This is a genomic window from Oryzomicrobium terrae, assembly GCF_008274805.1.
Taxonomy (GTDB): Bacteria; Pseudomonadota; Gammaproteobacteria; order Burkholderiales; family Rhodocyclaceae; genus Oryzomicrobium; species Oryzomicrobium terrae.
Genome location: NZ_CP022579.1, coordinates 330,377 through 356,197, shown reverse-complemented (window position 1 = coordinate 356,197; position 25,821 = coordinate 330,377). Strand labels below are relative to the sequence as shown.

Genomic DNA, 25,821 nt, shown 5'->3' with positions numbered 1-25,821 from the left:
TCAAGGCGTTGCGGCGCAGCAATTTATCGCTCTTTTTGATTCGATCGAACCCAGTGCAAACCCAGGCGCTATCAGGGTTTGGCTTACCCCACCCGAGCAGCAATGGCTGCCCGGATATCGGCCTCGGCCGCCTGGTCGGTCAGTACCGCCCGCCCCAACTGGGCCAGCAACACCAACCGCAGCCGCCCGTCCTGCACCTTCTTGTCGTGACTCATCAACTCCAGGTAACGGTCGCCCCCCAAATCCGGCCCCCGCACTGGCAATCCGGCAATCCGAAACAGCGCTTCAACCCGCTCAACGGCAGCCCGATCCAACCAGCCCAGCCGGGCCGACAACTCGGCGGCCATCAATGTTCCAACCGCAACCGCTTCGCCATGCAACCAGGCGCCATAGCCTAGACCAGTTTCGATAGCGTGACCGAAGGTATGGCCCAGGTTAAGCAGCGCCCGTTCGCCAGCCTCCTTTTCGTCAGCCGCAACCACCTCCGCCTTGTGCTCGCAGGAACGGTGCACCGCATACGCCAGTGCCGTCTTATCCCGCGCTAGCAACAGCGTCATGTTGGCTTCAAGCCAAGCCAGGAACTCCGCATCACGAATCAGGCCGTACTTGATCACTTCGGCCAATCCCGCAGCCAACTCCCGGTCGGGCAGAGTATCCAGGGTATCGAGATCGGCCAACACCAGCCGTGGCTGGTAGAAAGCACCGATCATGTTCTTGCCGCGCGGATGATTGATCGCCGTCTTGCCCCCCACCGAGGAATCCACCTGGGAAAGCAACGTGGTCGGCACCTGGATGAAGGGAACACCACGCTGGTAGCACGCGGCGGCAAAGCCCGTTAGATCACCAATGACCCCTCCGCCCAGAGCGATCAGGGTGGTAGAGCGCTCGGCGTGCCGCTCCAGCAGCACGTCGAACACCCGGTTCAGCGTTGACCAGTCCTTATAGGCCTCACCGTCGGGCAGCACAATTTCCGTAACCGCCACACCGGCGTTGCGCAGCCCCCCAGCCAAACGCTCCAAATAAAGCGGGGCGACGGTTTCATTGGTAACAATTGCCACCCCAGCCTTCTTCAGAAACGGCAGGATCAGGTTGACATCGTTCAACAGCCCGGTCCCGATGTGGATGTCGTAGGCACGGTCACCGAGGGCTACGCGCAGGGATTGCATGAAAAGTCCTCTTGTTCGGGAGAATTACGCGAAAACTCACGCAGCAGATACTGGGCAACCGCCTGGGCACTCGATCCCGGATTTTCGACCACCAAGTCAGCAACCTCGCGGTATAGCGGATCGCGCTGGGCGTGTAGTTCTTTTAGCCGCGCCAAGGGATCGGCCACCTGCAAGAGCGGTCGATTGCGGTCGTGCCGGGTCCGTTCGAACAGCAATTCGGGGGATACCGCCAGATAAACGACGAAACCACCACGTCGCAGACAGGCCCGGTTCTCGGGATTAAGCACCACCCCCCCGCCGGTGGCCATGACCACAGAGCGTTCCTGGGTGAGATCGGCAATGGTCTGGGACTCACGACGGCGGAAGCCATCCTCCCCCTCGATTTCAAAAATCACGGGAATGGCCACGCCCGTACGCGCCTCTATCTCGTGATCCGAATCGATAAAGCGCTTGTGCAGGCGTCGGGCAAGCAGGCGGCCCACCGTTGTCTTGCCAGCCCCCATCAGGCCGACCAAGTAGATATTTTCAGGAAATGGCTTCACGGCCGGGATTCTAGCAGGAATGAAAAACGCCCCGGAGCGGCAAAGCCGGTCCGGGGCGTTTGGCCACCGTAGGCGGTTAGCGCAGGTTCAGCGATTCGCTGATTACCTTGGGCGTGATGAAGACCAGCAACTCGGTTTTGTTGTCGACTTTCGTCGTCTGACGGAACAGGAAGCCGATGATCGGCAAGTCGCCCAAGAACGGAATCTGGTTGCGGGTATCACGCAGCGTCTGCTGATAGATGCCGCCAATCACCACCGTCCCTCCATTCTCCACCAACACTTCGGTCTTGACGTGTTTGGTGTCGATCGCCACACCCGTACCGGTGGTTAGCTGGGTATTCGGGGTGTCTTTATTGACGTCCACCGATAGGGTGATTTTTCCATCCGGCGTAATTTGCGGCTTGACCTTCAACGACAGGTTGGCCTTGCGGAAACTCACCGCCGTAGCCCCCGAACTGGTCGCCTGCTGATAGGGGATTTCCACCCCTTGCTCGATCAGCGCCTCCACTTGGTCGGCAGTGACTACCCGCGGACTGGAGATGACCTTACCGCGGCCATCCGCCTCAAGCGCCGACACTTCCAAATCCAGGAAACGGGTTGCACCTGAGTTGTACAGAACGAAGGACAGCGCCCCAGACTGAGCTCCACCGATATTGCCCGCAGGAAGATTAATATTGAAATCGGTCGGAATCTTCGCGATATCCGTTGACAGCCCCGAGAAAGAAGCCGCCGATTGGGCAGTCCCACCGACATAAAGCTGCGAACGGCCAGTTGACGTTGTTTTCCCGCCTAAAGCTCCGCCAACACCCAACCGAATGCCCAGATTGCGCTGGAATGTATCCTCAGCTTCGACGATCTTGGCCTCAATCATCACTTGGCGCACCGGCTTGTCCACCGTGGAAATCAACTTGCGCACATCCTCTTGGCGCGACGGTGTATCGCTGACAAACAGGATGTTGGTTCGGGGATCGAACGAAGTTTTACCCTTCTTCGACAGATGATCGTTCAGCAGTTTGACCACGTCCGGCGCCTTGGCATAGTTGAGCTGATAGCTCTCCTGGCGTACCGCCTCCAAGTCACCGATTTGCTGCTTCGACTCAAGCTCCAGCTTTTCCCGGGTCGCAATCTCATCTCGCGGCGCGATCAGGATAACGTTCCCGTTGCGCCGCATATCCAGCCCCTTCTGCTGGAAAATGATATCCAGGACCTGATCGGCCGGGACATCCTTGAGCACCAGGGTCGTATTCCCAGCAACCGTCTCGCTGATCACGGCATTGAGACCCAACTCCTCCGCCATCACCCGCAGCAATTGCCGAACATCGCCGTTGTGATAGCTGATGGAAACCTTGGGGCCTTGATAACCGAGCTTTGAGCCCTGGGTCAGCTTGTTCGGGTTCTCAACGATCTGCTTGACCTCGACAACGAACTGGTTCTCCGCCTGATAGGCGTTATGCTCCCAAAGCCCGCGGGGCGTGATCGTCAGCTGAACGTTGTCGCCTTTCTGAACGGCAGCGACATTGGTAATCGGCGTGGCGAAATCGGTGACATCGAAGCGGGTTTTCAGCGAGTCAGGCAGGGTGGCTTTTTGGATATCCACCAACAGCACCGCCCCCTGTTGGCGGATATCGATCCCCACATCGGGATCAGACAGATCGACGACAACCCGCCCCTCACCGTCCTTACCACGGCGGAAATTGATATCACGCACGGCATGACGCACCTGGGCAGCACGCGGCTCGGCAAAACGGGTCTGGGTCACGGCGCCCGCCCCCGTCTGCACGGCCTGCAGGCTAACCAGGAGGTTATTGCCATCCACCCGGGTCTGATACGTCATGTTCCGACCCAGATTCAGGACCAGACGGGTCTTGGCCGGCGTTTCAACCAGGTTGGCGCTCAACAAATCGCCTTCATTGAGCACCTGGGAATTGCGCCCCAACCCATTCACCACTCCGGAAAAATCCAGCGCGATCCGCGCCGGATTCGCAATGGAGAAGCCGACCGGCGGACTGGCGAGGGGGTCGCGAAAAGTCAATTTCATCAGAATCTCACCCCCCTGCTGGGTGACATTCAACGCCTCGATACGGTTTTGCCCCGCCTTTTCCTCTGCCGCCCCCCCGGAACCACTCGACATCGCCAGGACGGCAACAGCGGCAGCGATTGCGCTCAGCCACTTGCGGATCATTTCTTCCCCTCCGTTGATTCTTGCAGCATCAGCGTATTGGTACGCTCCACCCAGTCCCCCGCGGAGTCCTGGACGAGCTCGCGCACTGCAAGCTCACTCTCCTTGATATCGGTGACAATGCCAAAATCCTGGCCGATATAGTCACCAATCTTGACCTGCTTGATTTTCTGGTCTGCTTGCACGACCCCATAGGGCGTCTTGCCGATCTTCAAATAGCCAATCAGGCGCAACGATTCCAGCGGATAGCGCTCGAGTTCATTATTTCGTGCCTCGCGCGCCTCGAAATCGGGGGCGAACTTGCTTGGCCCTCCCCCCTTGCGCCCTTCGGGCTCAAGCTTTGCCACCCGGAACGGGTCCGGCAGAGACGCCGGATCGTATTGCGCAGGCTCATAGGGTTTGACCGCAGGCAATGGGGGGATGCGCCCTTTCAGATTCTGGCTGTTCTCCACCATCCACGCCTTCAAATCTTCGTGGTCGTTGGCACAACCTGCTACTGCCAAAAGCGCGGCCAGAAGCAACGGAGCAGCACCGAAACGAATCATTGCTTCACTCATTTCTTGCCCCCCTGCCCGGCACGGCGTTGCGACGCCACTTCGCTGTCATCCAGATAGCGATAGGTGCGGGCCGTTGTATCGAGAACAAGGCTTCCGTCCTTCGGCTGGGGGGTAATCGACATGTTGCTCAGGGTAACGATACGCGGCAACTTGGCGATATCTGCGGCGAAAGCACCGAAATCATGGTAATTGCCGACAATTTTCAGCTGAATGGGCAGTTCTGCGTAGAAATCCTTGACCGTCTCGCTGCCCGGCTTGAAGAGATCGAATTGCAGCCCCCGCCCCAAGCCCGCCTGGTTGACTTCAACCAAAAGCGACTCGACCTCGGCCTTGTTAGGCAACTGCTTGAGCAAGGTGCCGAAGGAACGGTCGATCTCCGCCAGTTGCTGGGTGTAAAGATCGAGATTGACCGCCTGCTTCTTCTTGTCGATGAACTGGGTCTTGAGTTTTTCCAACTCCTCACGCTTGCCATCGAGTTCAGTCAGCTGGTCGGACCAGAGAAACCACCAGCCAGCGACCAGTAGGGCGATGAAGACGCCAACCAGCAGGGCGATGCGCGGAGCCAGTGGCCACGCACCCGGATCATTGGGATTGAGATTGCGGAACTGCCCCGCAATCTCCTGCATGTTGATGGGCGGAAGGGCGGGCGCTTTCATGGCTTGTCCTTCGGCACGGCCGGTTTTCCTGCTGCCGGGTCGTTAGGGTCGGGTCGGGTGATGAAGACGATCATGCTGAACTCGGCCAGGCGTCGCTTGTTCACATCGGCCGCCTTGATCTCGATCAGCGTCGGCCGCTCAAGCCACGGCGACGCCTCAAGGTTGCGCATCAAGGTGGAAACCCGGGCATTGGACTGAGCGTAACCGCCCAAGGTGACGCGCTGTCCTTCCTGCTTCATCAACTTCAGATAAATGCCGTCCGGGACTTGCTTGGTCAGTTCCGACAGCAGCAGAACCGGCTCTGCCCGGTCCAACTGCAGGGATTCGATCACCTGTTTGCGCGCCAGCAACGCTTGGGTCTGCTCCTTGAGCCGCTTGATCTGCTCGATCTGCTTGTCGAGCACCGCGATTTCCTTCTTGAGGTAGTCGTTATCCTCTTCCTGAGCGGCGATGTAGCCGGCAATCACCGAATACACCAGACCGACAATCACTGCTGCCAACGCCGCCGACAATCCCAGCAGGCTGTAGAACTGCTGCCGACGGGCCTTGCGCTTGGCTTCGCGGTGCGGGAGTAGGTTGATCCGGATCATGCGTCAAACCTCCGCATCGCCAGCCCGCAGGCCACCAACAAGGCCGGAGCATCGTTGGCCAGGTTCTTGGCCCGCACCTTGTCCGAGACGGGCATCCCGGCAAAGGGATTGGCCACCTGGGTGCTGACCTGGGTCCGCGCCGCCACCGTTTCATCCACTCCGGGAATCACCGCACAGCCCCCGGCCAGGATGATCTGGTGAACCTGGCTGTACTGGGTCGAGGTAAAGAAGAACTGCAACGCCCGAGACACTTCCAGCGCCAGGTTTTCCACGAAAGGACGTAGCAATTCACTCTCGTAATCGTCAGGCAGCGTACCGGCACGCTTGGCCGCTTCCGCTTCATCGAGAGGCATTCCGTAGTGACGGGAAATATCCAGACTCAACTGGCTGCCACCGAACGCCTGCTCGCGTGTATAGACCGGCTGACCGTTGCGCAGCACCGTCAGGTTCGTGACATTGGCCCCGACATCGACCAAGGCAATGATTTGGTTGTGCCCGGCATCGGGCAGCTGGTGTTCGACAAAGGAAAATGCCGCCAGGGTGGCGTAGGACTCCACATCCATCACCACCGGCTTCAGACCGGCACTTTCGGCCACCGCCACCCGGTCTTCGACCTTCTCCTTGCGCGAGGCGGCAATCAGCACCTCAACCTCGTCCGGCGACGAAGGCGCTTCGCCGATCACCTGAAAGTCGAGATTCACCTCGTCGAGGGCGAACGGGATGTATTGATTGGCCTCGGACTCGACCAAGACCTCCAACTCTTCTTCCCGCTGCCCCGCCGGCACGATGATCTTTTTGGTGATCACGGCTGCAGCCGGTAGCGCCATGGCTACGTTACGCGCAGACGTATTGAGGCGCCGCCAGGTCTTTTTGACGGTATCCGAAACAGCTTCCAGGTTAACGATATTCCCATCCGCCACCACATCCTTCGGCAGCGGTTCAATGGCATAGCGTTCTACGCGGAAGTCCCCTTTGCCCAAGGCGGAGAGCTCCACCATCTTCACGGCGGAGGAGCTGATGTCCAGACCGATCAAGGGCTGAGCCTTGGGGCTGAATAGAGAAAGGTCGAGCCGCAAACCGATTCCCCCTGAAATGTTTCCAAGGAAACTATTTCAAAAAATTTCTTTAAAAATTAGTAGGTTGCAGCAGATACAAATAATCTACGTTAAATGCTAGCAACAAGCCATAGAGGTGTAAAGCGATTTTTGGGAGTTGGGATAGGCTCCGTATAATTGCCCGACCTTACTGGAAGCCCCTCACCGTGCCAAACGTCTCGCGCTGGATTCTTTACCCCCTTCTCATCATCGTCAGCTTGCTGGTCGTCGGCGCCGCCCTGGTCGGCATCGTGGTCGCCATGGCCTACCCCAACCTGCCATCCCTGGAAGCGCTGACCGACTACCGGCCAAAGATTCCGCTGCGCGTCTACAGTGCCGACGGCCAACTGATCGGCGAATTCGGCGAAGAGCGGCGTGCCGTGGTGCGCATCCAGGACGTGCCCCCCGTCATGAAGCAGGCCATCCTGTCCGCCGAGGACGAGCGCTTCTACCAGCACGGCGGGATCGACACCCTGGGCATCGCCCGTGCCGCTCTCGCCAACCTAACCTCCGGCGGCAAGCGCCAGGGCGCCTCGACCATCACGATGCAGGTGGCACGCAACTTCTACCTGTCGTCGGAAAAGACCCTGACGCGCAAGCTCTACGAGGCCCTGCTCTCGTTCAAGATCGAGCACAGCCTGAGCAAGGATCAAATTCTCGAGCTGTACATCAACCAGATCTACCTGGGGCAGCGCGCCTACGGCTTCGCCTCCGCCGCCCAGATCTACTACGGCAAGCAGCTCAAGGACTTGACCGTGGCCGAGGCCGCCATGCTGGCGGGCCTGCCCAAGGCGCCTTCCGCCTACAACCCGGTGGCCAACCCGAAGCGGGCCCGTCTGCGCCAGCAATACGTGCTGCGCCGCATGCACGAGCTTGGCTTCATCACCGACAAGCAACAGCAGGAAGCCCTGGAACAGCCCCTGGTGGTCAAGCGCGACGCCAACGCCTTCGCCGTGCACGCCGAGTACGTAAGCGAAATGGCCCGGCAGATGGTGGCCGAGCGCTTCCCCGATGACGTTTACACCCGGGGCTACAAGGTCATCACCACCCTCAACACCGCCGACCAGGAAGCCGCCTACACGGCCACCCGCCGTGGCGTGCTCGATTACGACCGGCGCCACGGTTACCGAGGTGCCGAAGCCTTCATGGACATGAAGGACGTCAAGGGCGACAACGACGAGGCCTTCGACGAATTCCTCGCCGATCACCCGGATACCGACGACCTGGCTGCGGCCGTGGTGCTGGCTGCCGACACCAAGCAGATCAAGGTCTACAAGCGCGGCGGGGAAATCCTCACGCTAAGCGGCGATGCCATCAGGTTTGCCGCGCGCATGCTCGACGACAAGGCCCCGCCCACCAAGCGCCTGCGCCGCGGTGCCCTGGTGCGCCTGTCCAAGGCCGACAAGGGCGGTTGGCAGATCGCCCAGCTGCCCGAGGTGGAAACCGCCTTCGTCGCCGTCTCGCCCAAGGATGGCGCCATCCAGGCGCTGATCGGCGGCTTCGATTTCAACCGCAACAAGTACAACCACGTCACCCAGGCCTGGCGCCAGCCCGGCTCCAGCTTCAAGCCGTTCATCTACTCGGCGGCGCTGGAGAAAGGCTTCACCCCGGCCTCGGTGATCAACGACGAGCCCCTCACCATACCGGCCTCCCAGACCGGCAGTACCGCCTGGGAACCGAAGAACTACGACGGCAAGTACGAAGGTCCGATGCGCATGCGCACCGCTCTGGCCAAGTCGAAGAACCTGGTGTCGATCCGCATCCTCCAGGCCATCGGCACCCACTACGCCCAGGATTACATCACCCGCTTCGGCTTCGATGGCGACAAGCACCCGCCCTACCTGACCATGGCCCTGGGCGCCGGCTCGGTCACCCCCTGGCAGATGGTCTCGGCCTACTCGATCTTCGCCAACGGCGGCTACCGCATCCAGCCCTACGTGGTGAAGGAAATCCGCGATGAGCGCGGCCAGTTGCTGGCCCAGGCCCAGCCGGTGCAGGCCGGCGACGAGAACATCCGCGCCATCGACGCACGCAATGCCTACCTGATGGATTCGATGCTGCGCGACGTGACCATCTACGGTACCGCCGCCAAGGCCAGCGTCCAGCTCAAGCGGCGCGATCTGGCGGGCAAGACCGGCACCACCAACGATTATGTGGATGCCTGGTTCTGCGGCTACCAAGTGACGACCGCTGCCTGCACCTGGATCGGCTACGACCAACCCAAGCGCATCGGCGAAACCGGCGGCGCCGCCGCCCTGCCGGTGTGGATCGCCTATATGTCCCGGGCCCTGCGCGACACGCCGGAAGAAACCCTGCCGGCGCCGGAAGGACTCACAGCAGTCGAAGTGGTCAACGAACGCAAGGGCGGCACGGTGAAGGAGTTCTTCTACAATGAGAATGTCCCGGCCCAGATTCCGCCCGAGCCCAAGGATGACGGCACGAAACCGGTGGATTGAGCGCTGCGCCGCCTCACGGCGCTCACTCACAGTCCCGTCGGCAGCGTTGCCCGCTGTCGACGGGACGATGCATCAGTGCTTCAGCGCAGGCTGATCGACTGGCCGGCCTGAGCCGACATCAGGGCTTCGAGCCGATCGAACAGTTCGACACCGTCCCGGGTGTCCTTCCAAACCCCGTCCTCGGCGCGAAAATGGAATCCCCCGGCCTTGGCCGCCACCCAGATTTCCCGGGCGACGCTATGGCGGTTCACCACCATTTTGGTGCCATCGTCGAACTCGATCTCCAGGACGCCGCCCGGGGCCAGTTCATAGTCCAACTCGGCCCCGGCATCCGCTGCGGCTTCCAGGGCGGCCTCAAGGCGCGCCAGGGTGGCGTCGGCCAGGGCGTTGAATTCGGCATCATTCATGCTGTGCTACCATCCTTGTCGATTTTTCGGGCGCATCGGGTGCGCTTGGAGGCGGAGGAGCACACTTGTCCCGGCTCCGCCGCGGACCGTCCGTCACCTGCCCCCACCGCCACTCCCTTACGTCCATTCCCATGATCAAAAATTCACGGCCGCGTCCCAATGGGATCCTTGCGCTGTCCCTGCTCGGACTCGCCCTGACGGGTTGCGGCACCAAGGGGCCGCTCACGCTACCGCCGGGGCAAGGCCTGACGCCAGCCCATACGCCGATCGTTCCGGTGGTGGGCGTCGGCATCGTACCGCCGGGCGGCCCCGTCCCCGCCGCCAAACCGGCGGCGCGTCCGGACGCCCCGGCCAGCGCCACGACGCCGGATGGTAGCACGGCCCCTACCCCCCCCTCCGCAACCGGCACCCCCGCCAACACCGCTTCCCCTGCCTCCCAGCCATGACCCTGCTCGCTCCCGAACTCACCCGTATCGACGGCCGCCTGCACCTCGAAGGCGTCGCCCTCGACACCCTGGCCGATCAGTACGGCACCCCCTGCTACGTCTATTCCCGCGCCGCCCTGACCCGAGCCTACCGGGAATACGCCGACGCCCTGGCCGCCCACCCTGCCGGCCAAGGCGCCCTGGTCTGCTACGCAGTCAAGGCCAACTCCAACCTGGCCATCCTCAACGTCTTCGCCCGCCTGGGCGCCGGCTTCGACATCGTCTCCGGCGGCGAACTGGCCCGGGTGCTGGCTGCCGGCGGCGACCCGGCCAAGGTGGTGTTCTCCGGCGTGGGCAAGACAGCCGCCGAGATGCGCCAGGCCCTGGAGGCCGGCATCCGCTGCTTCAACGTCGAATCTGCCCCCGAGTTGGACCGCCTCAACGCGGTGGCCGGCGAGCTGGGCAAGCGCGCCCCGATCAGCCTGCGGGTCAATCCGGACGTGGACCCCAAGACCCACCCCTACATTTCCACCGGCCTCAAGGAAAACAAGTTCGGCGTGGCCTTCGACGAGGCCGAAGCCCTCTACGCCCGGGCCGCCACCCTGCCGCACATCGCGGTGACCGGCATCGACTGCCACATAGGCTCCCAGATTCTCGATCCCTCGCCCTTCGTCGAAGCCCTGGACAAGATCCTCGGCCTGGTGGACCGGCTTGCCGCCCGAGGCATCGCCCTGCATCACGTGGACATCGGCGGCGGCCTGGGCATCCGCTACCAGGCCGACGATGCGGAACCCAAGGTGCGCGACTACCTGAACCCGCTGCTCGACAAGCTGGCCGGCCGCGGCCTGTCGGTGGTGATGGAGCCGGGCCGCCGCCTGGTGGGCAACGCCGGCCTGCTGCTGACCACCGTGGAATTCCTCAAGCCCAACGCCGCCAAGAGCTTCGCCATCGTCGATGCGGCCATGAACGACCTGGCCCGCCCGGCCCTCTACGACGCCTGGCACGAGATCGTGCCGGTGGTCGAGCGCAGCGACGCCCCGGCGCGCACCTACGAGATCGTCGGCCCGGTGTGCGAGACCGGAGACTTCCTCGGCCACGACCGGCAACTGGCCCTGGCCCCGGGGGATCGCCTGGCGCTGCAATCGGCCGGCGCCTACGGCATGGCCATGAGCTCCAACTACAACACCCGCCCCCGGGCCGCCGAGGTGATGGTGGACGGCGCCCTGGTCCACCTGGTGCGCCGCCGCGAGACCGTAGCCGAGCTCTACGCCGGCGAAGCCCTGCTGCCCAAGTAAGCGGCTTTCGGGCAAAAACAACCGGCGCCGCCCCAACAGGGGTCGCGCCGGTTTTTCATTGGGAGGCACGGGCGCGTCCCCACGCGACCGAATGTCGCAGCCCCTGGCACCCAGGGCCAGGAGATCCCCGGCTAAAATCAGGCTCTCCTCTTCCATCCGGTCCTTCATCCGCCGCCGTGCCCTTAGCTCCACCATCCACCGCTCCCCTCGGCACGCCGGCCGCCCTGCTGCACCGCCTGGTCGCTCTACGCCGCTTCGAAGTCGCCAGCCAGCTGGCGGTACTGCTCGCCGCCACCCTGGGGCTGGGCATGGCCCTGCCCTTGCCGGCCATGCTCACGGCCATCGGCCTGCTACCCCTGGCCAACCTGGTACTGCGCCGCCAGCTGAGCGCCCAGGCCGCGGGCAGCGCCAACATCGGCGAAGGCCTGGTGCTGGGCCAACTGAGCGTCGACGTGGCGATACTGGCGGTGCTGCTCTACTGTGCCGGCGGTTCCGCCAACCCCTTCGTCTCGATGTTGCTGGTGCCCCTCACCCTGGTGGCGGCAACCCTGTCCGCACCCTACGTGGCGGCCATGGCCGCCCTGACCCTGGGGGCCTACTCGCTGTTGATGGTGGCCTACCTGCCCCTGCCGGCGCCACGCCTCGATCTGTCGGCCCTGGATGCCCTGTTCGCCCCGGCCGGCGGCAGCGAGCACATGCACAGCGGCTTCGGCCTGCATGTGGTGGGCATGTGGTTCAACTTCGTCGCCAGCGCCACGGTGATCGGCATCTTCGTCACCCGTCTGGCCCGGGCCTTGCGCGAGCGGGAGCGGGCCCTGGCCGAGGCCCGGGAACAGGTGCTGCGCCACGAGCACCTGATCGGCATCGCCACCCTGGCCGCCGGCAGCGCCCACAAGCTGGGCACCCCCCTATCCACCCTGGCGGTGTCGTTGCACGAGCTGCGCCGCGAGCGGCCCGACGACGCCGAACTCCAGGAGGAGCTGGGCCTGCTCGAAGGCCAGGTGGGCCGCTGCAAGGCTATCCTCAAGGAAATCGCCGCCGCCGCCGAACCGGCCCGCGCCCCGTTGCCGGTGCGGGACTGGCTCGCCGCCCTGGCCGACGAATGGCTGGTGATCCGCCCCCGGGCCCGACTGGCCTGCGACCTGGCGAACACAGCCGCCGCTACCGTCTTGGTGGCGCCGGAGCGGGCCCTGGAACACGCCCTGCTCAACCTGCTCGACAACGCCGCCGATGCCACCCCGGACGGTGCCGAGCCGCCGCACCTGTCCTGCCGGCTCGACGCCGGGCAGCTGCGCATCGTCATCGCCGACCGGGGCCCCGGCCCCGGTGCGGCGCAGCGCCAAGGCCTCGGCGAACCGGTGACCTCGAGCAAGCGCGATGGCCTGGGTATCGGCTACTTCCTGGCCAACGCCGCCGTCGAACGGCTCGGCGGCCAGGTCAGCCTGACACCGCGCCACGACGGCCCAGGCACCCTGACCCGGATCGAACTGCCCCTGGCCCGCCTTTCCCCCGCTACCGGAAGCCCTACCCAGCCATGACCACCGCCCCCCTCCCCCCCGACGCCCCGACTCTGTTGCTGGTGGACGACGACGAGGTGTTCCGCCGCACCCTGGGCCGCGCCCTGGAACGGCGTGGCTTTGCCGTGAACTGTGCCGAGGATGCGGAAGCGGGCTATGCCCTGGCCGCCCAGGAGGCGCCGGAGTATGCGGTGGTAGACCTCAAGCTGCCCGGCGATTCCGGCCTGATCCTGGTGGAAAAGCTCCACGCCCTGGGGGCCGATACCCGCATCGTGGTGCTCACCGGCTACGCCAGCATCGCCACGGCGGTGGAAGCGATCAAGCTCGGCGCCACCCACTACCTGGCCAAGCCCGCCAACGCCGACGACGTGGTGGCGGCCCTGGCGCGCAACGACGGCGACGCCTCGATCCCGGTGGCCGACAACCCCCTGTCGGTGGACCGGCTGGAGTGGGAGCACATCCAGAAGGTGCTGGCCGACCACGACGGCAACATCTCGGCTACCGCCCGAGCCCTGAAAATGCACCGCCGCACCCTGCAGCGCAAACTGGCCAAACGCCCGGTGCGCGAGTAGGCGGGCAAACCGCCGCGCCAGGCCTTCCCACCCGCGGCGCTGCTAGACTCCGGTCTTTGCCTACAACAACGACCGGAGACCCCACCCGATGCTGACCTTCTACCACTTCCCCGGCGCCTGCTCCCAGGCCGTGTTCGTCGCCTTGGAAGAGCTGGGCCTGGCCCATCGCCGCGTGGCCGTGGATCTGATCCGCGGCGAAGCCCAATCCGCCGAGTTCCAGGCCATCAATCCGGCCGGCCAGATTCCCGCCCTGGTGCTGCCCGACGGCCAGCTGCTGAGCGAAGCCGCCGCCATCCTCACCTGGCTGGCCGACACCCATCCCGGCGCCGACCTGCTGCCCACCTTGCCGCTGGCCCGCGCCCGGGCAGCGGAATGGATGAGCTTCATCGGCTACAGCCTGCACGCCGCCTCCGGCCCGGTGTGGAAGCCGGCCAAGTTCCTCGCCGACCCGGCCCGGGAGGCCGACATCAAGGCCGCCGGCAGCGCGCGCTACCTGGCCGGCCTGGCCGTGGCCGAGCAGCGCCTGGGCGACAACCCCTGGCTGCTCGGCGACCACTACTCCCTGGTGGACGCCTACTTCCTGCCCTTCTGGCACTGGCCCCAGCGCTGGAAGCTCGACCTGGCCGCCTTTCCGCGCCTGGCCGCCTGGCATCAGCGCATGCTGGCCCGCCCGGCGGTGCAGCGGGTGCTGGCCGCCGAGAAGGACGAGTTGAAGGCCCTGCTAGCCAAATGAGCGAACAGGCAGCGATGACCGATCCCGCCGCCGCAGAGCACGACGGCGAGCCGCCGGTGACGCCCCTGGAGCAGGTGCCCGGGGCCGATCCGGCCGGGCGCCTGCGCCTCGACAAGTGGCTGTGGGCGGCCCGCTTCTTCAAGACCCGCAGCGCCGCCGCCACCGCCATCGACGGCGGCAAGGTGCGCTGGAACGGCGGACCGGCCAAGGCCGCCCGGGAGGTGAAGGCCGGCGACGCGTTGGAGATCCTGGCTGGGGAGCAGCGCTACACGGTCACGGTGCGGGCGGTGAATCCCCTGCGCCGGCCGGCGCCGGACGCCCGGGCGTTGTATGAGGAAAGCCCGGAATCCCGGGCCAAACGGCAGACAGCGGCGGAACTGCGCCGCCTCGCGCCGGCCCCCGGCGAGGGGCTGAAAGGCCGCCCCACCAAGCGCGACCGGCGCCAGATCGACCGCTTCCGCTGAGGCGGTGGGCCGGACGGCCAGCGGCGACTCCCGGCGCAGGACAAGCACTCCGCAACAATCCAGCCGAAGCGGAGCCCCACGCCCCGGGCGAGACGGAGCACCGCACTCGGCACACGCCATGGTCCGATGGGCACGATGCCGCCGGGTACCTTTCCTGCCCCGCCTAGAAACTCGTACCCGGCAAGGCCAGGGTCAGGGCCAGGGGGATGAAGCCCAGGGCCGCCAGGTTGCCGATCATCACCATCGAGGCCACCTTGTCCGGCTCCTGGTGATAGCGCTCGGCGAACACGTAGTTGAGCACCGCCGGCGGCAGGGCGCCGAACATGATCAGCAATGCCCGCTGCTGGCCTTCCAGCCCCAGGGCCCAGATGGTGGCGAAGGCCAGGGCCAGGCCCACCAGGGGCCGGCCCATGGCGCTGGCCACGCCCAAGGGGATCGACGACAGGCTGGAGCTGGCCAGGCGCACGCCGAGGGAGAACAGCAGCAGCGGGATCGACACGTCGCCGAGCATCTTGATGGCGATCTTGAGGGGCGCCCATACCGGAAAGTGGGTCAGGCTGACCGCCACCCCGGCCACGCTGGCGATCACCGTGGGGATCTTCCACAGGGTGGCGAGGCGGGTGTGGTGGTCCAGGTACCAGGCGCCGAAGGAAAAGTGCAGCAGGTTGGAAACCAGGAACAGCACCACCGCCGGGGCCAGGGCCTGGTCGCCGAAGGCCAGCACCGCCAGGGGCAGGCCCAGGTTGCCGCAGTTGTTGAACATCCAGGTGGGCACCAGGGTCTTGGGCGCCACGCCGGAGGCCCGGGCGATCAGCAGCGCCGCCGCCCCGGAGCCGGCCACCCCCACCAGGGCGCCCACCGCCAGGCCCCAGTTGGCCACCAGGTCGAAGGACTTGTCGGCCATGGCGGCGAACACCAGGGCCGGGACGAACACGTCCATGTTGAGGTGGTTGGCGAAGGTCATGTCCGGCTTCTTGCGCCGGCCGTACCACCAGCCGGCGGCGATCACCGCGAACACGGGAAAGACGATGGCGACGATGCGCATCAGCATGGGGGGATGTCTCCGTTTTATCGTTGTTGTCGGCGCCGCACCGCTATTCCGGACGACCGGCGTTCCGGCGGGGCCAGGGACGAATGGTAGCGTGCTAAGGAATCGCGGTGGACGTTTCAGCCCATCGGCTGAAACCCCGCGCCAGTAGCCGATCTTCAGGCACCAATCGCCAAGACCAAGTAAAAACGCCACTCTCCGGGGCACATGCCTGGAGAGTGGCGTGGATACTAGGCTTTAGGCCAACGGCCGTAGAAGCCCCCGGCCGTTCCGCCTTACAGCACGTAGCGCGACAGGTCCTCGTTGCCGGCCAGGTTGCCCAAGCGCTCCTCGACGAAGGCGGCGTCGATCACCACCTTGGTCAGGCCCGGCTTGCCGGCGTCGAAGCTGACGTCCTCGAGCAGCCGCTCCATCACCGTGTGCAGGCGGCGGGCGCCGATGTTCTCAGTCTTCTCGTTCACCTGGCAGGCGATCTCGGCCATGCGCTTGATGCCGTCCGGAGTGAATTCCAGTTCCACCCCCTCGGTGGCGAGCAGGGCCTGGTACTGGCGGGTCAGGCAGGCGTCGGTCTGGGTCAGGATGCACTCGAAGTCGGCCACGGTCAGGGAGCTCAGCTCGACCCGGATGGGCAGGCGGCCCTGCAGTTCCGGGATCAGGTCCGACGGCTTGGCGAGGTGGAAAGCGCCGGAGGCGATGAACAGGATGTGGTCGGTCTTGACCATGCCGTACTTGGTGGAGACGGTGGTGCCCTCCACCAGGGGCAGCAGGTCGCGCTGCACGCCCTGGCGCGACACGTCGGCGCCCTGGGCCTCGGCCCGGGAGGCGATCTTGTCGATCTCGTCGAGAAAGACGATGCCGTTCTGCTCCACGTTCTTGAGGGCGTCGAGCTTCACCTCCTCGTCGTTGACCAGCTTGGCCGCCTCCTCGTCGGTGAGCAGCTTGAGGGCCTCGGGAATCTTCAGCTTGCGGGCCTTCTTCTTGCCGCCGCCCAGGTTCTGGAACATGCCCTGGATCTGGTTGGTCAGCTCCTCCATCCCCGGCGGAGCGAAGATTTCCGCCTGCATGCCGGGCAGGGCTACCTCGATCTCGATGTCCTTGTCGTCCAGGCTGCCCTCGCGCAGCATCTTGCGGAATTTCTGCCGGGTGGCCGAATCCTGGGGCGCGGCCGCCTCGGCTTCGCCGGAGAGGAAGCCAGCGCCACCAACCCCCCGGGCCGGCGGCAGCAAGGCGTCGAGCACCCGCTCCTCGGCGGCGTCCTCGGCGCGCACCCGCACCTGCTTCATGGCCGCTTCACGCCCGTTCTTGATGGCGGTCTCGACCAGGTCGCGGATGATGGTATCCACGTCCCGGCCGACGTAGCCGACCTCGGTGAACTTGGTGGCCTCGACCTTGATGAACGGTGCGTTGGCCAGCCGGGCCAGGCGCCGGGCGATCTCGGTCTTGCCCACGCCGGTGGGGCCGATCATCAGGATGTTCTTGGGGGTGATCTCCTGGCGCAGCGGCTCGCCCACCTGGGCGCGCCGCCAGCGGTTGCGCAGGGCGATGGCCACCGCCTTCTTGGCGGCGTTCTGGCCGACGATGTGCTTGTCCAGCTCGCTGACGATTTCGGCGGGAGTCATGGTACTCATGGGCGGCGTCTCCCTTATTCCAGGGTCTCGATGGTGAAGTTGCGGTTGGTGTAGATGCAGATGTCGCCGGCGATCTCCAGGGACTTGCGCACCATCTCCTCGGGCGGCAGTTCGGTGTTGTGCAGCAGGGCCAGGGCCGCCGCCTGGGCGTAGGCGCCGCCGGAGCCGATGGCCACCAGGCCGTGCTCGGGTTCGAGCACGTCGCCGTTGCCGGTGATGATCAGGGAATGCTCCCGGTCGGCGATGGCCAGCATGGCTTCCAGCCGGCGCAGTACCCGGTCGGTGCGCCAGTCCTTGGTCAGGTCGACGGCGGCCCGGATCAGGTGGCCCTGGTGCTTCTCCAGCTTGGCCTCGAAGCGCTCGAACAGGGTGAAGGCATCCGCCGTGGCGCCGGCAAAACCGGCCAGGATGCGGTCCTGGTAAAGCTTGCGCACCTTGCGCGCGGTGCTCTTGACGACGATGTGGCCCAGGGTGACCTGGCCATCGCCGCCCAGGGCGACGGTATTGCCCCGGCGCACCGAGACGATGGTCGTGCCGTGGTATTGCTCCATGATGGCTCCGAGAAAAGAGGAAGCGGCGGCACCTGCAGGCACCGCCTGGCGCGGCAAAGCCTTAGCGCTTGGGAGGAACGATCTGGGCCACCGCGGCGACCCCGACCAGATTGAGCAGTTCCACCAGCAGCTGGTGGGCACCCCGCACCACCACGGTCTTGCCGGCGGCCTTGAGGGGAGTGAGGGCGTTGAGCAGGGCGCCGGCGCTGGAGAAGTCCATGCGCTGCACCCGGGCCAGGTCGATCACCACCTGGCCATGTCCGGCGGCAAAGTCCGCCAAGCCGGCGAAGCGCTCGCCGATCAATTGCCCCGACAGGCAGAAGGTTTCTTCGGCCACCGGTGCGCTATGGGCCGGCACCGCGCCGCCCGCCGCCTTGACCGGCTCCCAGGCCGGGGGCGAGACCTCGAAGGTGACGGCGTAATCCACCGCCCGCTCCTCGAAGCCGGCAGTGTCGCCGCTCAGGGCCAGCAGGTTGAGCAGCAGCAGCCAACAGCCTTCGGCCTCGCGCTTGCCCGTCTCGCAACGGGGCGCCAGGCGGGTGAGCAGACCGTCGACCCCGGACAGGGCCACCGTGATCTTGCGTTGCCGCGCCTGGTCGAAACAGGCCGCCAAGCGGGCACAGCCATCGGGATCGATCAGGGTGACGCGGGAAAAATCCCAGGCCAGGGCGCCGCCGCGCTTGCATTGTTCCAGGGCGCTCTGGAGCGGCGCGAAGCCGTCCTCGTTGCCCCCTTCCAGGCCGCCCTTGAACTGCAGCGTACCCGGCGGCAGGGGCGCGACGGGACAGGCATCCTGATGCACCAGCCAGGTCGGCGGCGATTTTTCGAAGGTGTGGGCGAATTCCAGGGCCAGCTGGTCGAACTCGCTGCGCTGGTCGAGCACTTGGTACAGGTCAAGCTGCATCAGCCACAGGCGTTCGGCCAGGGCGCCCTGACGGTGTTGGTTGCGGGCATCGGCCAGGATGGCCGCAACCTGGGCGTCGGCACCGCTGGCGTAGAGCATGGCCACCTGTTCGAGCAGGCCTTGCAGGGGATCTTCCTGATGCTCCACCTGGATGCCCACGTCGGTGACTTCGAGGCCGGAGAAGTCCAGGGCGTCCAGGTCGTCGTCGTGGAATTCGGTAGCGGCAGCCGGGGAAGCGCCACCGGCCCGGTTCGTGCCGGACGGACTGGTGGCGGTGAAATCGAGAGGGGGGACCGAGGCGACCGCCACGCTATCCGCATCCGGCGACACGTGGTGCCGCTCCGCCGGGGCAGCCGGCGGCACCACGGATTTCGGCCGCGGGACCGTCTTCGGTTCGTTTTCCGAAGGTTTTGGCTTTTTGAACAGCGAGAAAACCATGGGAACGGGAGTCTGAGGCAAACCTGGGATGAAGAAACGACCGCCCGACATGCCTTCGTAATAATCCGGCAGACGGGAAAAGCCCAAGGCGGGAGTAAGGTTTTAGCACAAGGCCGCCTCCCGGGGCAATGCTGCACAGCAACGCCCGATTCGGCAGAGCACGGGCTTTCGACCGCTCCCGACCGTTCCGGTTCAGCCGCGCCGGCCGCCCGTCGAGGCGCGCAGCACCCCCACCAGGGCCAGGGCGGCCAGCACCAGAGACAGCACGGCACCGAAGGGCTGGTCGAGCAGCAGGGCCAGGGCGAAGGCCGCCACGTAGCCCCCCAGGCCGCAAGCCACCGCATAGACCAACCCGCGTCGCCAACTGGTGGCACGGTGGAAGGCCAAGAAGGGGGGCACGAACACCAGGGCGAAGGCGGCCATCACCCCGACGCTCATGGTGGCGAAGCCCAGGGCCGCCGCCACCAGCAGGTCGAACAGGAGGTGATCCCGGGAGGCCGAGCGGCCCCGGGCGCGGAAGTGGTCGGGGAAGAAATGGGCCGCCAGCAGGGCCCGGGACAGCCCGGCCACCCCGCCCAGACCGATAGCCAGCACCGCCAGGGCGGTGAGCAGTTCGGCAGTGCCGGTGAAGTACAGCTGGCCGTCGAGCAGCGCATGGCCGAGGCGCTCGGCCACCGGCAGATTGGCCACCAGCAGCACCGCCACGCCCCAGCCGAACAGCAGCAGCAAGGCATAGGCGGCGCCGCGCAGGGCCGGGGCCAGACCCTCGGCGCCATGCTTGGCGGTGGCGGCGAGCAGGGCGCCGAGCAGGCCACCCACGGCCGGCGGCCAGGCCAGGGCCAGCACCACCAGGGCGCCGGCGGCCGCCGTCTGGGCCAGGGCCAGGGCCGCCAGCCACTCGTCCTTGAGGCGCAGGTAGGCGCCGAGCAGGGGCAGCAGCACCGCGTAGGGCAAGCCGGTGAGGAACGGCTTGAGGAACAGCGGGTCGAGCAGCAGCTCGGTCTGCAGCATCACGATGGACGGGCTCCGGACAGGGGAAGAGCCTCGCGGCGCGAGCAGGCGCTGGCGAGGAAGTCGGCGTCGTGGCTGACCACCAGAAAGGCCCGGCCTGTCGCCGCCTGGGCGCGCAGGACATCAACCAGATGACCGACCCCGGCCGGGTCCAGGTTGTTGGTCGGTTCATCGAGGATGACCAGGTCGGCAGCGGCCCCCAGGCTGGCCCACAGGGACAGGTACTGGCGCTGGCCGCCGGACAGGCGGTCGAGGCGCTCGTCGAGGCGGCCGGCCAGCCAGGGCGGCAACCCGGCCGGAGTCGCATCGGTCAAGGCCAGCAGCTCCCGGCCGGTCAGGGGCACCCCGTCCAACGGCGGCTGCTGCTGATTCTGGATCGACAGCACCAGATCCGGCGCGCGGCTCACCCGGCCGGAAAACAGCCGCGCCGCACCGACCAGGGCGCGCAACAGCGTGCTCTTGCCGCAACCGTTGGGGCCGACCACGCCGACGATTTCGCCGGCCGCCACGGCAAACGACACCGGACCGACCACCGGCTGGTGGTAGCCGGCGACCACGGCATCAAGGGACAACAGGGCAGCGCTCATGGCAGGAAGGCGGTCACGGGATGAGGAAAAGAGGCAAGGATAACGGCTCGGGTTGCAATCAGGGTTGCGGCGGCAGCACCGGCTACGTACTGGATAGACGCCGCCGGTCGCGGCGCCGCTGCCACCGGCCGGCTCACTTGAGCGCCGCCTTGAGGCGGGCCAGGGTGTCGTCGAACAGGCCGAACAGGTCCTTCGCCTCCGGCGTGCCGCCCACGGTGTAGGGCAGCACCACGGCGGGGATCTTGGCCCGTTCGGCCACCCACTTCGACGGACCGTCATTCTGGTAGGCGGCGCGGATCACCAACTTGGCCGGGCTGGCCTGCTGGCGAGCCAGCACCTCGGCCAGGGAGGCGCTGGTCGGCTCCACGCCGGGCTTGGGCTCCAGGGCGCCCACTTCCTTCATGCCCAGCCAGTGGGTCAGGTAGATGAAGGCCTTGTGCTGGACCCACACCGGGGTGCCCTTGAGGCTGGCACCCTCCTGCTCCCAGCGGGCCATGGCGGTCTTCCAGCGGGCGGTGAAGGACTCCAGGTTGGCCCGGTAGACGGTGGCCTTGGCCGGGTCGATCTCGGCCAGGCGCTGGGTCAGCCCCTCGGCCACCTTGAGAATGTTGCGCGGGTCGAGCTGGACATGGGGATTGCCGGCAGCGTGCACGTCGCCGTCGGCCCGGTCGAGCCGGGTCGGCACGTCGAGGCGGGTCACCAGGTTAGAAGCTTCCAGGTAGCCGGGTTGGCCCACCTGGATGCGGCCATTGCCGGATTCGCGCAGCACCACCGGCAGCCAGCCGATCTCCAGCTCGGCGCCGGTGGCCACCACCAGTTGGGCGCGCCGGGCAGCGGCGATCAGGCTCGGCTTGGCGTCGATGCGGTGCGGGTCTTGGAAGGCGGTGGTGGCCTGGTAGACACTCACCTCGGCGCCGCCCACCTCCTTGGCCAGGGCGGCCCACTCGGGCACGGTGGCGAACACCTGGACGGCGGCATTTGCCGGGACGCTGGCGCCCGCCAGCAGCACGGCGGCCAGGGCAGCCAGGGTGTGTTTCAGGATTTGCATGATGTCGTCGCCTCGGGTCAGAACTTGTGGGCGCCGTGGGCGCCCAGGCTCATGATGTACTGCAGCCAGACCACGTTGTCGGTCATGTCCGGCCGGGATTGGTCGCGGTTGTACTGCAGGCGCACCCGGGAGAACTCGGAGGGGCTCCAGTCCATCATCACCGTGTTGCGCCGCGGGTTGTAGGTTTCCAGGTAGGGCAGTGCCGACATCGCCACCAGGCCGTCCTGGACCACGCCGATGCGGGCGTTGCCCGAGGTCAGCTGGTCGTGGCGCAGGCCGATGCGCCAGTTGGGCATGAACTGATAGACCCCCTGGGCGTACCAGCCCGACTGGGTGGAGCGGTAGCCGCCGTCCACCGCACCGACCGGACCGCCGGCCCCCGTGTCGTCGTAGCCGAAGGTGCCGTTCTCGGTACGGCGGAAATATTCCGTTTGGAACTTGAAGTTGCGGTATTGGGGATTGCCCTGGGGCGCCCATTTCCAGACGAAGTCGGCGATCCAGGTCTTGCTCGTGCCGGTGAAGGTCTGGGTGACGTGCTCGGCCACCGGGTCGTCGTAGCTGCGGCCGTTGGGTTTGGTCTGGAAGTAGGACAGGCCAGTCTTCCAGCTGTGGGACGCGCCCAGGTCGCCGCCCACGTGGGCGAACAGGGCGCCGGACATGAAGCCGTTCTTGTTGCGGGTCTCGTCCCGGGACGGGAAGCTGCGCGCCCGGGCAGCCTCGGCACCGATCTCGAAGAAGGTCTCGGTGGGCGCCAGCCAGCGCGCCTGGACCCCGTCCATGCCCAGGTTGAAGCCGAAGAAGGCCTGGTAGGGCAGCGGCGCGTCGGCAAAGTCCCACTCGTGGGGGTGTTGCTCGTTCAGGTAGCCGACCCCGGAGAGGAAGCGGCCGGCCTTGAGGTTGAAGCCTTGGCCGAGGCCCAGAGTCTGGATGCTGGCCTCTTCCACTCCGATCGAGTTGTCCGGGGAAATGGCGGCGCGGAAGTTGCCGCGGAACAGGTGGTCCACGTTGGCGGAAATGGCCAGTTCCGACTCGCCCAGGTTGAAGCTGCGCGCCGTCGGCAGGGCCTCGCCCAGGGTCGGCACGAAGCCCTGAATGCGGTAGGCGCGACCCGGATTCTGGGAGGCATTCACGTAGCTGCCGGACAGGATCAGGGAAATTTCCGGGTTGAAGGCGGAGGCCTGGGTGGGCCGCTGGGAGGCGGCCTGGGCGGAGCTCTGGGCCGCAGCGGCAACGCTTTCCGCGCTGCTCGCCCGGGTCGCGGCGGCGCTGGCGGCAGTCTCGGCCGTGGCGGCGCTGCCCTGGGCGGCCACCGCCGCGGTCTCGGCCTGGCCGGCCCGGGTTTCCGCGGTCTGCAGGCGCGCTTCCAGGGCGGCGATGCGCTTCTCGTAGCCGTCCTTCATGGCCTTCAGCTGGGCGCGGATCTCGGCCAGGTCGGCGGCGTCGCTCTTTCCAGCCGCGCTGGCGGTCAGGGGGAAGGCGGCGGCCAACGCCAACACCAGGGCGCGGCTGCGCAACGGTTGCGTCATGGGTTCTCCTTGGGGTCTCGGGTTACGTCTGGCGGATTCGGGAAGGGTCAGGCGGGCGGGGTGGCCGCCGCGCCCGCCGGCGCGGGGCAGTCGCGCGCGCCGCAAAAGAGGCGGAAGGCGCCTTCCACGTATTCCTGGGGCAGGTTGTCCACGATGCACACCAGGCGGGTCGCCCGGTCGTCGTAGGGTGGCCGCGCCGGCCAAGCCGACAGGCGGGTTTCCGGGTAGCGCAGGTGCTGCACGGCGTGGACCACCCGGGGCGCCTCCTCGCCGGCCACCGCCACCAGCCCCTTGAGCCGCAGAATGCGCTCGCCGCAGGTGCTAAGCAGCACGTCCAGGGCCTCGGTGAATTCGCCCCAGGTCACCGGCGCCTCAAAGCGCAGGACGAAGGCACGCACCCGGTCGCTGTGGCGGTTGGGGTCGTGGGGGTGGGCATGGGCCGGGCCGCCCCCGCGCACCGCTTCGTCGGCCAGCCAGCGGCCCACGTCGGCGCTCTTGCCTGCCGTATCGAACAGGCCCAGGTTGCAGAAGGGCGCCGGATCGAGGGGGCCGGCGCCGAGCGCGACGACCTCGCCCCCCGGGTTGAGCTTGGCCAGCAGCGGGCGCAGGGCGGCGATGTCCGCGGCGGCCGCCAGGTCGCACTTGGTCAGGAGCAACCGGTCGGCCATGGCCACCTGCTTCACCGCCTCCCGGTAGGCGCCCAGGGTGGCGGCACCATTGAGGGCATCGACCACGGTAAGCACGCCGTCGAGGCGGTAGCGCTCGGCGAGGAAAAAGTCTTCGAGGAGGGTGTAGATCACCGGCGCCGGGTCGGCCAGGCCGGTGGTTTCGATCAGCACCCGGGTGATCGGCGGCACCTGGCGGCGCAGGGCGCGCATGAACAGATCCTTGAGGCTGCGGGTCAGGTCGCCGCGCACGGTGCAGCACAGGCACCCCGAGTCGAGCACCATCAGGTTCTCGTCGATTTTCTCCACCAGATGATGATCGACGCCGACCTCGCCGAACTCGTTGATCAGCACCGCCGCCCCGGCAAAGGCGGGAGTCTTGAGCAGACGGTTGAGCAGGGTGGTCTTGCCGGCGCCGAGAAAGCCGGTGAGCAGGGTGACCGGGATGCGCCGGTCGACAGCCGACGTGCTCATTGCCCGACCTCGGCGGCAGGGACGGGTTTTTGCAGGCAGCCGGTCAGGCCTCGTTCGAGCAGCTCCCGGGGCAGGTTGCGGCCGATGAAGACGAAGCGCGAGCGGCGCGGCTGACCCGCCGGCCAGACGCCTTCCGGGGTGCCGCCCATCATCATGTGCACGCCCTGGAAGACGATCCGCTCGGGCCGCCCGGCCATGGCCAGCACGCCCTTGTAGCGCAGCAGGTCGTTGCCGTAGACCATCACCAGGCCGCCGAGGAAGTCCTCCAGGCGGGCCCCATCGAAGTCCCGCTCGGCCTCGAAGACGAAGGCGCCGATGTCGTCCTGGTGATGGTGGTGGTGGGACGTGAGGAAGTCCGGCGCCACCTCCAAGATGGCGTCCAGGTCGAAACCGCGCACGTCGAGCAGGGCGTCCAGGGGCGCGTTGCCGAAGGGAGCGTCCATCAGCCGGGCCCGGGGGTTGATGGCGCGCAGCCGGGCGGTCAGCGCCGCCAGGGCCGCCGGTTCGGCCAGGTCGGTCTTGGACAGTAGTAGCCGGTCGGCGAAGCCGGCCTGGGCCCGGGCCTCGCCGTGGGCGTCGAGCTGGGCGGCGCCGTGCATCGCGTCCACCACCGTCACCACCGCGTCGAGCTTGTAGCAGCGTGCCACGTCCTCGTCGGCAAAGAAGGTCTGAGCCACCGGTCCCGGGTCGGCCAGGCCGGTGGTCTCGATGATCACCCGGGCAAAGTCGATCAGACCGGCCTCGCGGCGGATCGCCAGGTCGGTGAGGATGCGGATCAGGTCGCCGCGCACGGTGCAGCAGATGCAGCCGTTGTTCATCTCGACGATGGTCTCGTCGGACCCGAGCAGCAGTTCGTTGTCCACGCCCACTTCGCCGAACTCGTTCTCGATCACGGCGATGCGCTCGCCGTGGCGCTCGGTCAGGATGCGGTTGAGCAGGGTGGTCTTGCCCGCGCCGAGAAAGCCGGTGAGCAGGGTGACGGGAATGGGGGCGGTGCGGCTCACGGGCAGGCTCCGGCGGCGAGGTGAAGAAGAAGCGCCAGGGCCGCGGCCACGAAGGCCACGAAGGCCACGAAGGCAACGAAGGCCGCGATGGCTACGCCAGCAAGCCCGCACCCGGAGCAGGCCGGACCACCGCCGCAGGGGCCGGAACGCAGCGCGGCTTGGCGCAACAGCAACGCGCCGCCCAAGAGAACCGCCAACAGGGCGATGGCAACCGCGGTAGCCGGGGGCGCGGGGATCGGGTTACCGGCCAGCAGCACGGCGGGAGCGTAGGAAAGCGCCACGGC

The 25,821-nt window shown here is 66.4% G+C and carries 26 protein-coding genes; 7 read left to right on the top strand and 19 right to left on the bottom strand.

Going from position 1 to position 25,821, the window contains the following annotated elements; all coding sequences use genetic code 11:
• Positions 1 to 83: 83 nt before the first annotated feature.
• The 7 genes from aroB to OTERR_RS01605 form a co-directional block, all read right to left on the bottom strand.
• The gene (gene aroB, locus OTERR_RS01635) at positions 84 to 1,166 is read right to left on the bottom strand and encodes a 3-dehydroquinate synthase (RefSeq protein WP_149424652.1); all 1,083 of its coding nucleotides are present in this window, start codon (positions 1,164 to 1,166) and stop codon (positions 84 to 86) included.
• Positions 1,148 to 1,669: a shikimate kinase gene (locus tag OTERR_RS01630; RefSeq protein ID WP_054619938.1), complete on the bottom strand. Its 522-nt coding sequence runs from the start codon at positions 1,667 to 1,669 to the stop codon at positions 1,148 to 1,150. Before OTERR_RS01630 ends, aroB begins: the two co-directional genes overlap by 19 nt.
• Positions 1,670 to 1,784: 115 nt before the next feature.
• Positions 1,785 to 3,890: a type IV pilus secretin PilQ gene (locus OTERR_RS01625; protein ID WP_149424650.1), complete on the bottom strand. Its 2,106-nt coding sequence runs from the start codon at positions 3,888 to 3,890 to the stop codon at positions 1,785 to 1,787.
• Entirely contained in the window at positions 3,887 to 4,444 is a 558-nt protein-coding gene (locus tag OTERR_RS01620; RefSeq protein ID WP_149424649.1) for a pilus assembly protein PilP, read from the bottom strand. The genes OTERR_RS01625 and OTERR_RS01620 overlap by 4 nt, the downstream gene beginning before the upstream one ends.
• The gene (locus OTERR_RS01615) at positions 4,441 to 5,100 is read right to left on the bottom strand and encodes a type IV pilus inner membrane component PilO (RefSeq protein WP_054619610.1); all 660 of its coding nucleotides are present in this window, start codon (positions 5,098 to 5,100) and stop codon (positions 4,441 to 4,443) included. Before OTERR_RS01615 ends, OTERR_RS01620 begins: the two co-directional genes overlap by 4 nt.
• Positions 5,097 to 5,690 (bottom strand): PilN domain-containing protein, encoded by a 594-nt coding sequence (locus OTERR_RS01610; protein WP_054619611.1) that lies wholly within the window; start codon positions 5,688 to 5,690, stop codon positions 5,097 to 5,099. The genes OTERR_RS01615 and OTERR_RS01610 overlap by 4 nt, the downstream gene beginning before the upstream one ends.
• Positions 5,687 to 6,724: a pilus assembly protein PilM gene (locus tag OTERR_RS01605; protein WP_425466020.1), complete on the bottom strand. Its 1,038-nt coding sequence runs from the start codon at positions 6,722 to 6,724 to the stop codon at positions 5,687 to 5,689. Before OTERR_RS01605 ends, OTERR_RS01610 begins: the two co-directional genes overlap by 4 nt.
• A 227-nt stretch (positions 6,725 to 6,951) precedes the next feature.
• Here OTERR_RS01605 and OTERR_RS01600 point away from each other — a divergent pair, with 227 nt between their 5' ends.
• The gene (locus OTERR_RS01600; protein ID WP_149424648.1) at positions 6,952 to 9,240 is read left to right on the top strand and encodes a penicillin-binding protein 1A; all 2,289 of its coding nucleotides are present in this window, start codon (positions 6,952 to 6,954) and stop codon (positions 9,238 to 9,240) included.
• Positions 9,241 to 9,320: 80 nt separating this feature from the next.
• Here the strand turns inward: OTERR_RS01600 and cyaY are convergent, their stop codons facing one another.
• Positions 9,321 to 9,647, bottom strand: coding sequence for an iron donor protein CyaY (gene cyaY, locus OTERR_RS01595; RefSeq protein ID WP_149424647.1), 327 nt, complete (start codon positions 9,645 to 9,647; stop codon positions 9,321 to 9,323).
• A gap of 131 nt (positions 9,648 to 9,778) precedes the next feature.
• On the opposite strand from cyaY, the gene lptM reads away from it, so the two are divergent.
• The 6 genes from lptM (at position 9,779) to OTERR_RS01570 (ending at position 14,653) form a co-directional block, all read left to right on the top strand.
• Positions 9,779 to 10,093 carry an LPS translocon maturation chaperone LptM gene (lptM, locus tag OTERR_RS16675; RefSeq protein WP_223115981.1) on the top strand — a complete coding sequence of 105 codons (315 nt, stop codon included), beginning with the start codon at positions 9,779 to 9,781 and terminating at the stop codon, positions 10,091 to 10,093.
• On the top strand, positions 10,090 to 11,367 hold the full coding sequence (gene lysA / locus OTERR_RS01590; RefSeq protein WP_149424646.1) for a diaminopimelate decarboxylase: 1,278 nt from the start codon (positions 10,090 to 10,092) through the stop codon (positions 11,365 to 11,367). The genes lptM and lysA overlap by 4 nt, the downstream gene beginning before the upstream one ends.
• A gap of 176 nt (positions 11,368 to 11,543) precedes the next feature.
• Positions 11,544 to 12,905 carry a sensor histidine kinase gene (locus tag OTERR_RS01585; protein ID WP_149424645.1) on the top strand — a complete coding sequence of 454 codons (1,362 nt, stop codon included), beginning with the start codon at positions 11,544 to 11,546 and terminating at the stop codon, positions 12,903 to 12,905.
• A complete protein-coding gene (locus OTERR_RS01580) occupies positions 12,902 to 13,456 on the top strand; it encodes a response regulator transcription factor (protein WP_054619616.1) in 555 nt (184 codons plus the stop codon). The genes OTERR_RS01585 and OTERR_RS01580 overlap by 4 nt, the downstream gene beginning before the upstream one ends.
• A gap of 88 nt (positions 13,457 to 13,544) precedes the next feature.
• A complete protein-coding gene (locus OTERR_RS01575) occupies positions 13,545 to 14,189 on the top strand; it encodes a glutathione S-transferase family protein (protein ID WP_149424644.1) in 645 nt (214 codons plus the stop codon).
• Complete coding sequence (locus tag OTERR_RS01570) at positions 14,186 to 14,653, top strand: RNA-binding S4 domain-containing protein (protein ID WP_246154260.1); 468 nt, start codon at positions 14,186 to 14,188, stop codon at positions 14,651 to 14,653. The genes OTERR_RS01575 and OTERR_RS01570 overlap by 4 nt, the downstream gene beginning before the upstream one ends.
• A gap of 163 nt (positions 14,654 to 14,816) precedes the next feature.
• On the opposite strand, the gene OTERR_RS01565 is transcribed toward OTERR_RS01570, so the two are convergent.
• The 11 genes from OTERR_RS01565 to OTERR_RS01515 form a co-directional block, all read right to left on the bottom strand.
• Positions 14,817 to 15,704, bottom strand: a complete 888-nt coding sequence (locus OTERR_RS01565) for an AEC family transporter (RefSeq protein WP_149424643.1) — start codon at positions 15,702 to 15,704, stop codon at positions 14,817 to 14,819.
• A 272-nt stretch (positions 15,705 to 15,976) separates the two neighbouring features.
• On the bottom strand, positions 15,977 to 17,329 hold the full coding sequence (gene hslU / locus OTERR_RS01560; protein WP_054619619.1) for an ATP-dependent protease ATPase subunit HslU: 1,353 nt from the start codon (positions 17,327 to 17,329) through the stop codon (positions 15,977 to 15,979).
• Positions 17,330 to 17,343: 14 nt separating this feature from the next.
• Complete coding sequence (hslV, locus tag OTERR_RS01555; protein WP_054619620.1) at positions 17,344 to 17,880, bottom strand: ATP-dependent protease subunit HslV; 537 nt, start codon at positions 17,878 to 17,880, stop codon at positions 17,344 to 17,346.
• 61 nt (positions 17,881 to 17,941) lie between these two features.
• Positions 17,942 to 19,093 (bottom strand): STAS domain-containing protein, encoded by a 1,152-nt coding sequence (locus OTERR_RS01550; protein ID WP_187775279.1) that lies wholly within the window; start codon positions 19,091 to 19,093, stop codon positions 17,942 to 17,944.
• A gap of 321 nt (positions 19,094 to 19,414) precedes the next feature.
• Positions 19,415 to 20,233: a metal ABC transporter permease gene (locus OTERR_RS01545; protein WP_054619622.1), complete on the bottom strand. Its 819-nt coding sequence runs from the start codon at positions 20,231 to 20,233 to the stop codon at positions 19,415 to 19,417.
• Complete coding sequence (locus OTERR_RS01540) at positions 20,233 to 20,820, bottom strand: ATP-binding cassette domain-containing protein (protein WP_149424641.1); 588 nt, start codon at positions 20,818 to 20,820, stop codon at positions 20,233 to 20,235. The genes OTERR_RS01545 and OTERR_RS01540 overlap by 1 nt, the downstream gene beginning before the upstream one ends.
• A gap of 133 nt (positions 20,821 to 20,953) precedes the next feature.
• Positions 20,954 to 21,868 carry a metal ABC transporter substrate-binding protein gene (locus tag OTERR_RS01535; RefSeq protein ID WP_149424640.1) on the bottom strand — a complete coding sequence of 305 codons (915 nt, stop codon included), beginning with the start codon at positions 21,866 to 21,868 and terminating at the stop codon, positions 20,954 to 20,956.
• A 17-nt stretch (positions 21,869 to 21,885) separates the two neighbouring features.
• Complete coding sequence (locus OTERR_RS01530) at positions 21,886 to 23,394, bottom strand: carbohydrate porin (protein WP_054619625.1); 1,509 nt, start codon at positions 23,392 to 23,394, stop codon at positions 21,886 to 21,888.
• A 47-nt stretch (positions 23,395 to 23,441) separates the two neighbouring features.
• A complete protein-coding gene (locus OTERR_RS01525; RefSeq protein ID WP_149424639.1) occupies positions 23,442 to 24,533 on the bottom strand; it encodes a CobW family GTP-binding protein in 1,092 nt (363 codons plus the stop codon).
• Positions 24,530 to 25,537, bottom strand: a complete 1,008-nt coding sequence (locus OTERR_RS01520; RefSeq protein WP_149424638.1) for a CobW family GTP-binding protein — start codon at positions 25,535 to 25,537, stop codon at positions 24,530 to 24,532. The genes OTERR_RS01525 and OTERR_RS01520 overlap by 4 nt, the downstream gene beginning before the upstream one ends.
• Entirely contained in the window at positions 25,534 to 25,818 is a 285-nt protein-coding gene (locus tag OTERR_RS01515; protein WP_149424637.1) for a hypothetical protein, read from the bottom strand. The genes OTERR_RS01520 and OTERR_RS01515 overlap by 4 nt, the downstream gene beginning before the upstream one ends.
• Positions 25,819 to 25,821 lie beyond the last annotated feature (3 nt).